The sequence below is a fragment of the Blautia massiliensis (ex Liu et al. 2021) genome, from assembly GCF_052064225.1.
Taxonomy (GTDB): domain Bacteria; phylum Bacillota; class Clostridia; order Lachnospirales; family Lachnospiraceae; genus Blautia_A; species Blautia_A fusiformis.
Map to the genome: position 1 here is coordinate 16,437 of NZ_JBQHWA010000015.1, position 13,747 is coordinate 30,183.

Below are 13,747 nucleotides of genomic sequence, written 5' to 3' on the forward strand. Positions count from 1 at the left end.
GTCCTACAGTATAGCACGTACCACTCTCGGTTTGCAACCCGCTTTTTCCAGAGCTGCAACGATCTGATTCTTATGATCTGTTCCGAATGCTTCCATAGTGATCCGAAGTTCTACGGCTGCATTTCGGTTGGTACTTACAAACTGGTTATGATCCAGTTTGATAACATTACCCTGATTTTCAGCGATCACACTTGCAACACGTACCAGTTCACCTGGCTTATCCGGGATAAGTACGGATACGGTAAAGATACGGTCACGCTGGATCAGTCCGTGCTGTACAACCGATGACATGGTGATCACATCCATATTTCCACCGCTTAAGATGGAAACGATCTTCTTATTCTTTACATCCAGATGACGGAGAGCTGCTACAGTAAGAAGTCCTGAGTTCTCTACGATCATCTTGTGGTTTTCTACCATATCCAGAAAAGCCACGATCAGCTCATCATCATCGATGGTAATGATATCGTCCAGATTTTCCTGAATATATGGGAAGATATTTTTTCCCGGAGTCTGTACTGCAGTACCATCTGCGATAGTATTTACGTGAGGAAGCGTTACGACCTCCCCTTTCTCCAGGGATGCCTTCATACATGCTGCGCCTGCCGGCTCAACACCGATGACTTTGATGTGTGGGTTCAGAAGCTTCGCAAGTGTAGAGACACCTGTAGCAAGTCCGCCCCCTCCGATCGGTACCAGAATGTAATCTACAAGCGGAAGTTCCTGTACGATTTCCATGGCGATAGTTCCCTGACCGGTTGCTACTGCCGGATCATCAAATGGATGGATAAAGGTATATCCTTTTTCTTCTGCAAGGGCAAGTGCGTGTGCGCAGGCTTCGTCATATACGTCGCCGTGAAGGATAACCTCCGCACCGTAACTCTTGGTGCGCTCTACCTTGATCAGTGGTGTGGTAGTTGGCATGACAATGACTGCTTTTACTCCATATTTATGTGCAGCATAAGCAACACCCTGGGCATGATTTCCTGCAGATGCAGTGATCAGACCTTTGTTCCTCTCTTCGTCAGAAAGTGTGCTGATCTTGTAATATGCGCCACGCACCTTATATGCACCGGTACGCTGCATATTCTCTGGCTTCAGATAAACCTTATTTCCCGTCATATCTGAGAAATAACTGCTGTATATCAGCTTTGTTTCCTGTGTCACTTCTTGTACTTTTGCTGCCGCTTCCTCAAAGCTCTCTAATGTAAGCATTTGTATTTAGCTCCTTTCTTCTACGTCAAAGAGGGCGTTTACAAATGCGTCTGCATCAAATTTCTGCAGGTCATCGATACTTTCGCCTACTCCGATGTATTTTACTGGTATGTCAAGCTCAGACTGGATCGCTACTGCGATTCCGCCCTTGGCTGTACCATCAAGTTTGGTAAGAATGATTCCGGTAACGTTTGCGACCTCGGCAAACTGTCTTGCCTGGGAAAGCGCATTCTGGCCCGTGGTTCCGTCAAGAACTACCAGCGTTTCCAAATATGCTTCCGGATACTCACGTTCCAGAATACGGTAAATCTTGCGAAGCTCTTCCATAAGGTTTTTCTTATTATGAAGTCTTCCTGCGGTATCGCAGATCAGAATATCTGCATTTCTGGCTTTGGCTGCTGCCACTGCATCATAGACAACAGATGCCGGATCTGCTCCGTCCTGGCCGCCGATGATCTCAACGCCTGCACGGTTGGCCCACTGTGTCAGCTGCTCCCCGGCTGCCGCACGGAAGGTATCTGCTGCTCCGAGGATGACCTTTTTTCCCTGATCCTTTAATTTACCGGCCAGCTTGCCTACAGAGGTAGTCTTACCTACTCCGTTGACACCGATCACAAGGATCACGGATTTCCGGTTCTCAAACTCATATTCTGTGCTTTCTACCTGCATCTGTTTTTTGATGCTGTCGATCAGAAGCTGTTTGCACTGGGACGGCTCCTTGATATGCTGCTCAGCAACCTGCTCCTTTAAATGCTCCAGAATGGAGGTGGTTGCGTTAATGCCGATATCTCCCATGATCAGGATCTCTTCCAGTTCTTCATAAAAATCATCATCAATACTGGAAAAACCGCTGAAAATGGAATCAAAGCCGGCAACGATATTGTCTCGCGTTTTGGTAAGTCCGCTTACCAGACGTTTAAAAAACCCTTTTTTTTCTTCTGCCATACTGATTCATCCCCTCTGCTACTGGGTAAGCTGGTTCTCTACTAAATCTACGGATACCAGCGTGGATACCCCTTTTTCCTGCATGGTAATTCCATAAAGCCTGTCTGCTGCATTCATGGTACCACGTCTATGTGTTATTATAATAAATTGTGTGTTCTTCGTCAACTTCTGAAGATATCGCGCAAAACGTCCTACATTGGAATCATCCAGTGCAGCCTCGATCTCATCCAGAAGACAGAATGGTGAAGGCTTCAGATTCTGGATAGCAAAAAGAAGTGCAATGGCTGTCAGTGCTTTTTCTCCACCGGAAAGCTGCATCATATTCTGAAGTTTTTTTCCGGGCGGCTGGGAAATGATCCGGATCCCTGCCTCAAGGATATCCTCGTCTTCCGCAAGTTCCAGAGTTCCCCGGCCTCCGCCGAACAGTTCTTTGAAGGCTTTATCAAATTCTTTCTGGATCTCTCCGAATTTTTCGCTAAACTGCTTCCGCATGCCCTCATCCAACTCCTGGATGATCTGTTCCAGCGTTTTTTCCGCTTCCAAAAGATCGTTGTACTGACCGCTTAAGAACGTATGCCGTTCCAGAAGTTCTTTGTAATCCTCAATGGCATTGACGTTGACAGAGCCAAGAGCTCGGATCTCGTCCTTTAATTTATGGATCTGCTGCTTCATCACATGCCTGTCATTCATTTCTTCTTTCCTGTACTGCAAGGCATTATTCGGAGTGATCTCGTATTCTTCCCACATATAGGAAATCCTTGCTTCCCGGTTCTCTTCGATCTTTTCTGCCTGAGTCTTCAGTCGGAAGCATTCTTTGTCCAGAAGACTGATCTGGCCAGACAGCTCATCACGCTTTTCAAAAAACTCCTTATGGCTTTTTGTGCGCTCTTCCTTTTCCTGCTGCCATTTTTCCAGCTGTTTTGCAGCCACCTCTTCTTTTGCGGCAAAGCCTTGGATCTCCTTACGGACCTTGTCGATCGTCTTTCTCTTTTCTGCAGTTTCCTGGCTGCCTTTTTCCAGAGAATCCAGAATTTCTTCCCTCTCTTTCGAAAGAACTTCGATCTCCTCTTTCAGACGCCGCAGATTTTCCTTTATGAAGCTTTCCTTCTGCTGGGATGCAGATGCGTCAAGACGGATCCTTTCCAGCTTCTCTGAAGTCTCCGCTTCGTCCTTTTTCCAGTCCTCCAGCTCCTTCTGCCGGGTCTCGATAAACGTTTCCAGCTCTTCCTCATCCCTTTTGGATGCTTCAAGTTCCTGCGTGATCTTTATGTTATCTGCCTGCATGTCTCTTGCCTGAAGACGGATCTCCTCCTGCTCCCTCTCGATTCTGGTATAACCGCCGCGGATCTCCTCCGCTTTTTTCTCCAGCTGTTCAATGTTCAACCTGGCTGTATTCTGCTGAATGGATTGTTCCTGAAATTTCTGCTGCAGCGCCGCCACAGTATCACGCATCTCATTTCTTCTGCTGCGGTTATCTTCCATGGACTGTCGGATCTCATTATACCCGGCTGCCAGCTCTTTTACCTTCTTTTCCAGTTCCTCGATCTCACGACGACGCCCAAGAAGATTGCTGTTGTTCTTAAAAGCTCCACCGGTCATGGAACCGCCTGGACTTAAGGATTCTCCCTCCAACGTTACCATACGGATACTGTGTCGGTATTTTCTGGCAATGGCAATAGCATGATCGATATGATCCACCACCAGCACTCTGCCAAGAAGATATCCGATCAGACCGTCATATTCCTTCTCTGCAGTTACCAGGCCACTGGCAAGACCAATAGCTCCCGGTTCGTTCAAAGCACCTCTCTGATTAAACTCGCCTCTTGAAGAAATGCTGTTTAACGGGAGAAAAGTCGCACGACCATACCGGTTTTTCTTCAGGAATTCGATCATCTGCTTAGCAGTCTGCTCGTTATCCGTAACGATATTCTGAATACTTCCGCCAAGAGCTGTCTCAATAGCAATCTCATAATTTTTTTCAACGTGAATGATATCCGCCACTACGCCACGGATCCCAGGAACATGATTCTTCTGTTCCATGACACGGCGGATACTGTTTCCATATCCGTCATAACGTTCTGTGATATTGCGGAGGGATTCCAGTCTGGATGCCTCTCTATGATAGGACGTCTGTTCCTTTTCCAGCTGTGTATTCTGCTGTTTAAGGGTTTCCTGGATGGCATGTATCTCTTTTGTAAGACGGCTGCCTTCTTCTCTGGTTTCCTGAATGGCCTTCGTGATAGTGTCGTATTCCTTCTGTGCCTGATCGATTGCTGACTGCTGCTCCTCTTCCTGGGTTTTCAGGGAAAGGATCCTCTGACTGATTCCTGCTTTCCGGATATCCAGCTGCTCCTTCATGGCATCAAAACGCTGTGCCTTACCTTTGGTGTTTGCACGGGAATTAAGGATCTCAATGATCTCATTCTTACCATCTTCCACTGCCTGGGTGCATTCTTCGATGCTACTCTGGATATTGTCCATTTTTTTCTGCTCGTCAGCAAGTTTTCTGTCGATCTCCCGTAAATTTGCCTGAAGATCTGCTTTTTGCTCTTCCAGAGCCTCCTGGTCTGCAGATTTTTTCTCCGTATCTTCCTGAACTGCTAAAAGACGGCTGCGATAATGACTGTCATTCTGCTCTCCTGCCAGGATCTGTTCATGAAGAACATTGATCTCACCGGACAGCTGTTGTTTACGGATAGCACGATCCCGGCTTTCTTCCCGCAACGCCTCCATCCGCTCATTCAGCTCTTCCAGTATTTTTTCCAGACGTTCATATTCATCCTTGGTACGACTATGAGCATCCTGGGCTTCTTTTAACTGATTTTCTGCGATCCTGGTTTTTTCTTCCAGCTCGCGGATCAGATTTCCGGTGTGTTCATATTCCAGGAGGAACATATTTATATCCAGCTCTTTCAGATTTTCTCTTTTTGCCAGATATATTTTTGCAGTCTCAGACTGACGTTCCAGCGGTTCCAGCTGCTTGGTCAGCTCACTTAAGATGTCCGTGACACGGACCAGATTCTGTTGTTCTTCCTCAAGCTTCTTCAGTGTGGTATTTTTTCGTCTTTTAAATTTAACGATCCCGGCTGCCTCGTCAAAAAGCTCTCGGCGTTCTTCGGGTTTTCCACTTAAGATCTTATCGATCTGACCCTGTCCGATGATGGAATATCCTTCTTTTCCGATACCGGTATCATAGAACATCTCATTGATGTCCTTTAAACGACAGGAGCTGCCGTTGATGCGGTATTCGCTCTCACCGGAACGATACAGTCTTCTGGTAACGGTTACTTCTTCAAAATCCACCGGGAGCTTGTGATCGCTGTTATCAAGTGTAATAGCCACGGACGCAAAGCTCAGAGGCTTGCGAAGCTCCGTTCCTGAAAAGATAACATCCTGCATATTCCCGCCTCGAAGCTGCTTAGCGCTCTGTTCTCCCAGAACCCAGCGGACTGCATCACCAACATTACTTTTTCCGCTGCCGTTGGGTCCTACGATGCCGGTGATCCCGTTATGAAATTCAAAATTTATTTTCTGTGCAAAGGATTTAAATCCCTGCACCTCTATATTTTTCAGATACATTGGCCACCTGCTGTTATTTTATACTGCGTATTGCCTCTAGGGCTGCAGCCTGTTCTGCTGCCTTTTTTGTATGGCCGGTTCCGGTTCCCATACTTTTTCCATTGATCAGCGCCTCCACAGTAAAGCTCTTGCTGTGGTCCGGTCCCTCTTCTTTCAGAAGACGATATTCCACCGGATGATTTCCGCCTTCCTGTACCATTTCCTGAAGCACTGTCTTGCTGTCATAAAAAATCCTCTTATCCTCCAGATCGTTCAGGATAAATTTCATAACAAAAGCCTGTGCCGGTTCAAATCCACCGTCCAGATACATAGCCCCGATCAGAGATTCCAGGGCATCAGAAACGATGGAATCTCTTTTACGACCGCCCATCATTTCCTCACCTCTTCCAAGGAGGATAAACTCCGGAAGCCCGAATTCTCTTGCACAGTAGGCAAGACTCTTTTCACATACCATGCTGGCACGTTTCTTGGTCAACTCACCTTCCTGATTATTTCGGAATTTTTTGTACAGGAAATCACTGCTGATCAGCTCCAGCACCGCATCTCCAAGAAACTCCAGACGCTCATTGCATCCAAGCTTTCCAAGGTGTTTTTCGTTGGCATAGGAGCTGTGTGTCATTGCCTGCTCCAGTAAAGATTTTGCGGTAAACTGGTATCCGATAGTCTGCTCCAGCTTTTTTAAATTATTTTCCATTTCTTCTTCCCTTCGTTACCCGGCGAAGAGTCTCCACTGCATCGCCGACAGTAACGATCTCCTCGGCTTCCTCCGGGGCGATACGAACATCAAAAGTTTCCTCCAGATCAATAAGAATCTGAAAAAAATCCAGAGAATCCACTCCCAGATCATCCACAAAGGTAGTTTTTTCTGTAATGGCATCCATATTTCTTCCCAGAGTATTTTCGATGATGGTCTTCAGCATTTCCAGTTCCACGACTGTTCGCCTCCTGTTCTGTCTGTAATATTTCCGGCAATCCCGGTTTTATTTTTTTTCGCTTTTTTCTTCCGCCTGTGCTTTCTGCTCAGCTGCTATAAACTCCTCGATCTTTTCATTGATCTTCTCTTCCTTAAACTGCTCGCACTGAAAGATCGCATGACGGATTTCTACGCTTCTGGCACTTCCGTGGCTTTTGACCACAAGACCTTTCAGACCAAGAAGCGGTGCTCCGCCATATTCACTGGCATCAAATGATTTTAAGGTTTCCTTAAGAGCAGGTTTTACCATCAGAGCTCCCATTTTACTGCGAATGTTTGTCATCATACCTTTTTTGATCATAGATATCAGAGTAGCTCCAACACCTTCATAAAGCTTGAGGATCACATTTCCTACAAAAGCTTCACAGACTACTACATCTGCATAACCTGACGGGATATCTCTCGCCTCAATACTTCCGATGAAATTGATATCCTTACATGCTTTTAACAGAGGGAAGGTAGCCTTTACCAGCGCATTGCCCTTTTCTTCCTCAGCACCGTTATTAACGATAGCAACTCTTGGTTTCTTAATACCCACTACATTTTCCATATAGATGGAACCCATCTGCGCAAACTGTACCAGATGATCTGGTCTCGCATCTACATTGGCACCACAGTCGATCAGAAGGGAAACGCCCTTTGCCGTAGGGATCAGCGGAGCAAGAGGTGGTCTCCGGATCCCTTTGATCCTGCCTACGATCACCTGGCCTCCTACCAGTACCGCACCGGTGCTTCCGGAGGAAACAAAGGCATCGGCCTCCTGTTTTTTTACAAGATTTAATCCCACTACAATAGAGGAATCTTTCTTTTTCTGGATAGCCATGACCGGAGGTTCCGCAGTCTCGATCACCTGAGACGCATGCACCACACGGATCCTGTCCTTAAGATAATCCGGGTATTTCCGAAGCTCTGCTTCGATCACATCCTGTACTCCTGTAAGGATGACCTGGATGTTCTCTTTTTCTTTCACAGCTTCCACCGCGGCTTTTACCGGTTCCTCGGGAGCATTGTCACCACCCATTGCATCTACAACGACTTTTACCATTTCTGACATATGTTGTCCTTTCTCTGTCCGAAATCTTTTCGGAATGCATATGGTACACTGTAGTGAAAATCCTCATACACATCCGTATAAGGATTTTCATTGCAGAGTACCAAAAGTTAAGCGGATATTCGAAATCCGCATTCGCTACCTACTCATAACCGAATAACTGCTTTGCAGTTTATCCGGTTAACGTACCGTTATTTATGATACTAGAGTTTTGCCTGTGAAGTCAATATCTTTTACTCTTTCTGATTTTCAATCTGTTCTGCAAGATCATTTAAATATACCCAGCGATCCATTTTTTCGTCCAGCTTCTGCTGGATTTCCTGCTGCTCGTCGGAAAGCTCCCTGAGTTTTCCCGCATTTGTGGCATTGGCAGCCATCTCTTTGTCAATCTGCTCCAGACGTTCTTCCAATGCTGCGATGTCATCGTCAATAGTGTCAAATTCTTTCTGTTCTTTATAGGTAAATTTCAGTTTCTGTTTCCGGTTCTGTTTCCAGGTATCTGCAGCGGATTTCTTTTTCTCAGGCTCGGCTGTTTCTCCCTGTACTGTACCGCCATTCATATCTGAACGTGTTTCCAGAGACTGTCCCTTTCTTTCCTTTGCTTCCAGATAATCCGTATAACCGCCCTCATACTGGACAAGCCGGCCATCTCCCTCAAATGCCATAATACGGTTCACCACATTATCCAGGAAATAGCGGTCATGGGACACCGTGATCACGATGCCGGAAAAAGAATCCAGATAGTCCTCAAGAATGGTCATGGTGGGAATATCAAGATCATTTCCGGGCTCATCAAGAAGAAGAACATTTGGCGCCTCCATCAGAACCTTCAAAAGATACAGTCTTCGCTTCTCACCTCCGGAAAGCTTCTCCACCGGAGTGTACTGCATGGCCGGATCAAAAAGAAATCTCTCAAGCATCTGGGAAGCTGTGATCCTTCCTTCTTTTGTCGGAACATATTCCGCCACCTCACGGATATAATCGATCACCCGCTGTCTTCCATCCATATCCGGAACGTTTTGGGCAAGATACCCGATACGGATCGTTTCTCCGATCTGAATCTCTCCGGAATCCGGCAAGATCAGTCCATCTGCCATTTTAAGAAGTGTGGACTTACCGCAGCCATTTGGTCCGATGATCCCGAGACGCTGATCACGGAGAACAATATGATCAAAATCATTGATCAAAAGACGACCTTCGATGGTTTTACTTACATGATGAAACTCTATGGTTTTCTTTCCCATACGGGTCTCAATGGAATCCATTTCCACATTCTGCTCTTTCAGCGGGGTTTTTCCCGCCTTCAGTGCTTCCAAACGGTCAAGCCTTGCTCTCTGTTTTGTACTTCTGGCACGACAGCCTCTTGCTGCCCATTCCAGTTCCATCCGAAGTACACTGCGGCGCTTCCGGTCACTGGCAAGCTCCATTTCTTCTCTCTGCGCCTTCAGCTCCAGAAATCTGGAATAATCTCCTGCATAGGAATATAATTTTCCGTGGCTGATCTCCAGGATCCGGTTTGCCACACGATCCAGGAAATAACGGTCATGAGTGACCATGATCACCGTCCCACGAAAATTCCGGAGAAAATCTTCAAGCCATATGACCATTTCTCCGTCTAGATGGTTGGTAGGCTCATCCAGGATCAGAATGTCAGCCGGATTTAAAAGCATCCTTGCCAGCGCCACTCTTTTCTTTTCACCACCGGAAAGATTATCCATATTGATATTCTGATCGGTAATACCAAGTGTATTCAGCATGCGTCTGGCCTCACTTTCGGTACTCCAGTCCTTCTGCCATTTGCCTTCTGCCACATAGTCCAGAATGGTCATATGCTGCGGAAATTCCGGAGTCTGGGGAAGCCAGCTGATCCGGATCCCGTTCTGGGTGATCACCTGCCCTTCGTCCGGTTCTTCCTCTCCAGCGATCACGCGGAGCAAAGTAGTTTTACCGGTTCCGTTTACACCGATGATACCTATTTTTTCTCCCTGATCGATGCCGCAGGAGATATCATCAAATATCACCTTATCTCCAAAAATTTTGTGGATATGTTCTATATTAAGAATGTTCATGCGCATTTTCTCCGTTTTCTTCCAAAGTATATAAAAATCATTTCCATGATAGCGAATTTCCACGATTCCGTCAAGAATCACTGTTATGACAGGGGAAAGGGCTGTACCTCAAATCTGGAAGTACAGCCCTCTTGGGGGATTATTTTTTATCTGGATCTTGGTCAACAGTTTCTGGTGTCGCCAGCTGCTGCCCTTATTTTTCGTATATCCACCGCCTTTCGTATCTTCTGACGCTATTGTAAAAAAATTATCAGGAAATGACAACAGACCTGTGACAAAATGACAGTTTCCATGAAATATGACATTTTTTGTGTTAAATATCTGCTAAAAGCACGTTCATTCCTGATAATTTTCTACACAATACGTCATTTCAGGCAAAAATCCGATATTGGATATACACAAAAGTTATGATATACTATTTTTACTACTCTTTTATAAACCGGAGGTTATATTATTTTGAATATTGCAATTATTGATGACATCTCAACGGATGCAGAAGCCCTGAAGAATATCGCTGTTTCCTATTTTGAGAAAAAACAGATCCGGGCAGAAATCTGTCATTTTTTCAGCGCAGAAGAATTTTTTGAAGATTATCAGCCCGGAAAATTTCAGATCCTGTTCCTTGATATTTATATGGACGGAATGACAGGTATGGAAGCTGCGCGCAGGATCCGAAGACAGTCCGATAACTGCATCCTTGTTTTTGTCACTACCAGCAGTGATTTCGCTGTGGAAAGCTATGATGTAGGAGCCTCCTATTATCTTCTGAAACCATTTCAGCCAGAAAAACTCTGTTCCATTCTGGATTCCTTTCAATCCAGACATTTACTGGCATCCCGTTACATTGAAGTCGTTTCTGACCGGGTTCCCATCCGGGTCCCTCTGCGCAGTATTTTATATGCAGATACATTCCGAAATGCAGTGTGCCTTCATACCGACGCCGGTCCGGTCCGTTCTTATCTTACCTTTCACAAATTTGAGGAGCAGATCCGGGACTGTCCTAATTTTCTCTCCTGTTATCGTGGCTGTGTCGTTAATATGGACCGTATACAGGAAGCTTCTGAAGAAGGCTTCCTTCTGGACAACGGAGAGGTCGTCCAGATCCGGAAACGTGGCTCTTCTGCTATCCGTAAAGCCTATCTTCAGTATCTCTTTGCGTCAGATGAAGAAATATCTCAGCTTTAAAAATGCCATTTTCAGACTGAAAGTCCGCAAACCCTCCATAACGTGCCGCAATTTCCATGATCGACGCAGTTCCGATCCCCTGTCCGGAATGCTTACCTGAAAAAAATCCTGTTTTATTTCTGCGTAAGGGATCTGTGCAGCTGTTCTCTTCTTTTATAAGAAGTTTATTACTTCTGGTACGGATCTGTACACGGACAAATCTGGAACTGCCTTTCGGACAAAGCTGTGCCGCTTCTATGGCATTTTCCAGAAGATTTCCAAAGAGACGACAAAAATCTGTATCCTGGATCCCTGTTTTTTCCGGTGCCTCTACCTGACACTGAAAAACGATCCCGTTTTTTCTGCATAGTTCTTCATAATAATGTAAGATCGCATCGGCAATCTGATTTTTACAGTAAGAATGATAGGGCAAACGTTCCTGAAATTCACGGGTATACCGGCAAAGGTATTTCTGCATTTCTCCATACTGCTCACGTTCCAGTAATACAGACAGAACACGAAGGTGCTGACGCATATCATGACGGACACGGCTGGTTTCTTCCATCTGTTCTTTTAATCGGTCGTAATGATTTTTCTGGGCAAGGAGACGAAGTTCAGTCTGATGACTGTATACCTCATAAGTCAGACGGATCTTATATGCTTCTGACAGGTCTCTCCACAGAACACAGCCAAACGCAGCTGTCAGTATCAGCCCACCTGTCTCCGGGAAACTTCCTCCCAAAATCGGCTCATAAAGATACCCTATCCGATCTGCCACAAGTGAACAGGCATAAATCGTTGTTCCCACCAAAACGATCTTTCCATATCTGCAATCTGTTTCTCCAAAAGTATTGAGCAGCATATAGATCGCTGCCACCCATTTGACTGCCTCACTGATCCAGACAACATCATAAAGAAGCCTGGCTGAAGGAAGTATATCCGCAAAAATCTCCAGAAAGAAAGCTACTACGATCCAGAGATCGATCAAAAGAAACAGATATATGCCCCTTTTTTTTCCTATAATACAATCCTCAAGCCGGATCATGCAGGAAAGGATCAGATAATAGATCATAGTTTCCAGGGCATACCAGGGCTTTGTGGGAAGAAGAAAAAAATTATGTACCAGGGAGCATAACGAATATCCTGCCACACAGAGACAGACCAGATTAAAAATAGCAAATTCTTTTGTTCTGGTTCTGACATGTACCATAAGAGTCCCAAACATGATACAGATACAGAATGCAATGGCACAGCCGCTTCCGAGTACCCGCAGTCCTCTCTGTATGCTTACACGGACCGGAGATCCCAAAACCGGAATAGCCTGGATTCCGGATCTGATATGGCTTTTGTCTGCTACTGCTATGACAATCTCCACAACCCCGGATCCCTGAAACGTAAAAACACGGTTCATGACCCGGTCCATATAGGTTTTTTCGTCAGGATCCCCCACTTCCCCGGCCAGTTCTCCATTGATATAGATTCGGTATGCGGAAAAAACCTCCGCCATAGATATAGCCCAGATTTTTTCCTCTTCGGGCAGGATCAGAAACATCCGGTATGTCCCACATCCATACGTAGAAGCCTCTTCATTCCCCAGTTCCATTTCATTACGCTCTCCGATCGAAATATAACAACTGTAATATCCTGGATCCTTTTTCAGCATCTCAGGTGTAAGCAGCTTTCCCGGAAAATATTGCCATTCCCTGGCAAGATAATGTAGCTTTGCCGCCGCATCTTTATCATCCAGACAAAGGATTCCCTGAATGGGCTGCTCGCCTTTCGCTGTATATTCATTATTTATGAGATACATCATAAAAAAAGCAGTCATAGATAACACCACAGTAAGTCCAAAGATCAGGGTCCATTGCCTACTTTTCTCCTTTATGACTGTCACCTCGCTTTCCGGATCTGCTTCGGATTCCTACGATCAGCACTGTTATCATTGTTGCTGTCGTCAGGACTGCCACTGCAAAAGGATTCTCTTCTATATCATCATCTATTTTCCGACCTCTTACGCAGAAGATTCCTGTCTCGTCCGTGTCAACGATCAGAAGATCCTGCTTTTTATCCAGGAATGTCTTTAGTTTTCTTCCTCGGGAATCCGTAATTTCCATAGTTTCCGGATCTCCGTTGGGAAACATCTCTTTTACCGGTATCATGATCCGGCTCCCCGGAATATCCGTGATCTTATGAGTGCCTTTATAGATCTTTATTTCATATGAATGATTGGAAACCTTTTGTACCAGTGCCTGTATTGTACCATTCTCTGCTACCTTCCAACTTTGTGCCACAGAAGCAGGGATACGAAGACTGATTCCTTCTTTTTCAAAATTTATATCTCCCATATATTTCAGGATAAGATCCAGACGTTTTCCACTGATCACAGTCCATTTTTCAGTAACAACTTCTGTTACCTTTCTGGCCGGCTGCTGTCCTTCCGGATCAATATTCAAAATATTTTTCATTGCTGCCGAAAAAAGGACTTTTTCTTTTCCAGAAATATTGAATATCCATGCAAAATCTGACATCTGCGCTTCGGGTTCAGCCCGTACAGTTCTCGCGCTATAAATCATACCGACACACAGTGCAATAACTTCAAGTATCAACCAAAAACCATATCGTATTGTTTTTTGCAGATTATGCATATCTGGTCATCCCCATTACATATGTTTCATCTATCTGCATCCAGAATACCTCTTTTTCAGCTTTCAGGCAATCAAATCTATACGTAATAAATCGACATCTTTCGAA

10 protein-coding genes are annotated in these 13,747 nt (G+C 45.3%); 1 reads left to right on the forward strand and 9 read right to left on the reverse strand.

The features are described 5' to 3' along the window. Positions 1–3 precede the first annotated feature (3 nt). The 7 genes from ilvA to ACTNDQ_RS07815 form a co-directional block, all read right to left on the reverse strand. The gene (gene ilvA / locus ACTNDQ_RS07785) at positions 4–1,215 is read right to left on the reverse strand and encodes a threonine ammonia-lyase (RefSeq protein WP_441064344.1); all 1,212 of its coding nucleotides are present in this window, start codon (positions 1,213–1,215) and stop codon (positions 4–6) included. A gap of 6 nt (positions 1,216–1,221) precedes the next feature. Then, on the reverse strand, positions 1,222–2,160 hold the full coding sequence (ftsY, locus tag ACTNDQ_RS07790; protein WP_015525230.1) for a signal recognition particle-docking protein FtsY: 939 nt from the start codon (positions 2,158–2,160) through the stop codon (positions 1,222–1,224). A gap of 18 nt (positions 2,161–2,178) precedes the next feature. Next, positions 2,179–5,739 (reverse strand): chromosome segregation protein SMC, encoded by a 3,561-nt coding sequence (smc, locus tag ACTNDQ_RS07795; protein ID WP_441064345.1) that lies wholly within the window; start codon positions 5,737–5,739, stop codon positions 2,179–2,181. A gap of 13 nt (positions 5,740–5,752) precedes the next feature. After that, positions 5,753–6,433, reverse strand: coding sequence for a ribonuclease III (rnc, locus tag ACTNDQ_RS07800; protein ID WP_021652555.1), 681 nt, complete (start codon positions 6,431–6,433; stop codon positions 5,753–5,755). Continuing rightward, positions 6,423–6,671, reverse strand: a complete 249-nt coding sequence (locus ACTNDQ_RS07805; protein WP_278796551.1) for an acyl carrier protein — start codon at positions 6,669–6,671, stop codon at positions 6,423–6,425. The genes rnc and ACTNDQ_RS07805 overlap by 11 nt, the downstream gene beginning before the upstream one ends. A 48-nt stretch (positions 6,672–6,719) precedes the next feature. Continuing rightward, entirely contained in the window at positions 6,720–7,766 is a 1,047-nt protein-coding gene (gene plsX, locus ACTNDQ_RS07810) for a phosphate acyltransferase PlsX (RefSeq protein WP_441064346.1), read from the reverse strand. A 230-nt stretch (positions 7,767–7,996) separates the two neighbouring features. Next, entirely contained in the window at positions 7,997–9,832 is a 1,836-nt protein-coding gene (locus tag ACTNDQ_RS07815; protein ID WP_022427037.1) for an ABC-F family ATP-binding cassette domain-containing protein, read from the reverse strand. 456 nt (positions 9,833–10,288) lie between these two features. On the opposite strand from ACTNDQ_RS07815, the gene ACTNDQ_RS07820 reads away from it, so the two are divergent. Next, positions 10,289–11,017 carry a LytR/AlgR family response regulator transcription factor gene (locus tag ACTNDQ_RS07820; protein ID WP_114002550.1) on the forward strand — a complete coding sequence of 243 codons (729 nt, stop codon included), beginning with the start codon at positions 10,289–10,291 and terminating at the stop codon, positions 11,015–11,017. On the opposite strand, the gene ACTNDQ_RS07825 is transcribed toward ACTNDQ_RS07820, so the two are convergent. Both ACTNDQ_RS07825 and ACTNDQ_RS07830 read right to left on the reverse strand, forming a co-directional pair. Beyond that, complete coding sequence (locus ACTNDQ_RS07825) at positions 10,956–12,824, reverse strand: GHKL domain-containing protein (protein WP_441064347.1); 1,869 nt, start codon at positions 12,822–12,824, stop codon at positions 10,956–10,958. The two genes, ACTNDQ_RS07820 and ACTNDQ_RS07825, sit on opposite strands and share 62 nt — an antisense overlap. A 40-nt stretch (positions 12,825–12,864) precedes the next feature. Beyond that, the gene (locus ACTNDQ_RS07830; RefSeq protein ID WP_278796545.1) at positions 12,865–13,524 is read right to left on the reverse strand and encodes a hypothetical protein; all 660 of its coding nucleotides are present in this window, start codon (positions 13,522–13,524) and stop codon (positions 12,865–12,867) included. Positions 13,525–13,747: the final 223 nt, after the last annotated feature.

Excerpts from the sequence above, each read along its gene's own strand:
- ilvA (WP_441064344.1), bottom strand. The coding sequence starts at position 1,215 with ATGCTTACATTAGAGAGCTTTGAGGAAGCGGCAGCAAAAGTACAAGAA.
- ftsY (WP_015525230.1), bottom strand. The coding sequence starts at position 2,160 with ATGGCAGAAGAAAAAAAAGGGTTTTTTAAACGTCTGGTAAGCGGACTT.
- smc (WP_441064345.1), bottom strand. The coding sequence starts at position 5,739 with ATGTATCTGAAAAATATAGAGGTGCAGGGATTTAAATCCTTTGCACAG.
- rnc (WP_021652555.1), bottom strand. The coding sequence starts at position 6,433 with ATGGAAAATAATTTAAAAAAGCTGGAGCAGACTATCGGATACCAGTTT.
- plsX (WP_441064346.1), bottom strand. The coding sequence starts at position 7,766 with ATGTCAGAAATGGTAAAAGTCGTTGTAGATGCAATGGGTGGTGACAAT.
- ACTNDQ_RS07815 (WP_022427037.1), bottom strand. The coding sequence starts at position 9,832 with ATGAACATTCTTAATATAGAACATATCCACAAAATTTTTGGAGATAAG.
- ACTNDQ_RS07825 (WP_441064347.1), bottom strand. The coding sequence starts at position 12,824 with ATGACTGCTTTTTTTATGATGTATCTCATAAATAATGAATATACAGCG.
- ACTNDQ_RS07830 (WP_278796545.1), bottom strand. The coding sequence starts at position 13,524 with ATGTCAGATTTTGCATGGATATTCAATATTTCTGGAAAAGAAAAAGTC.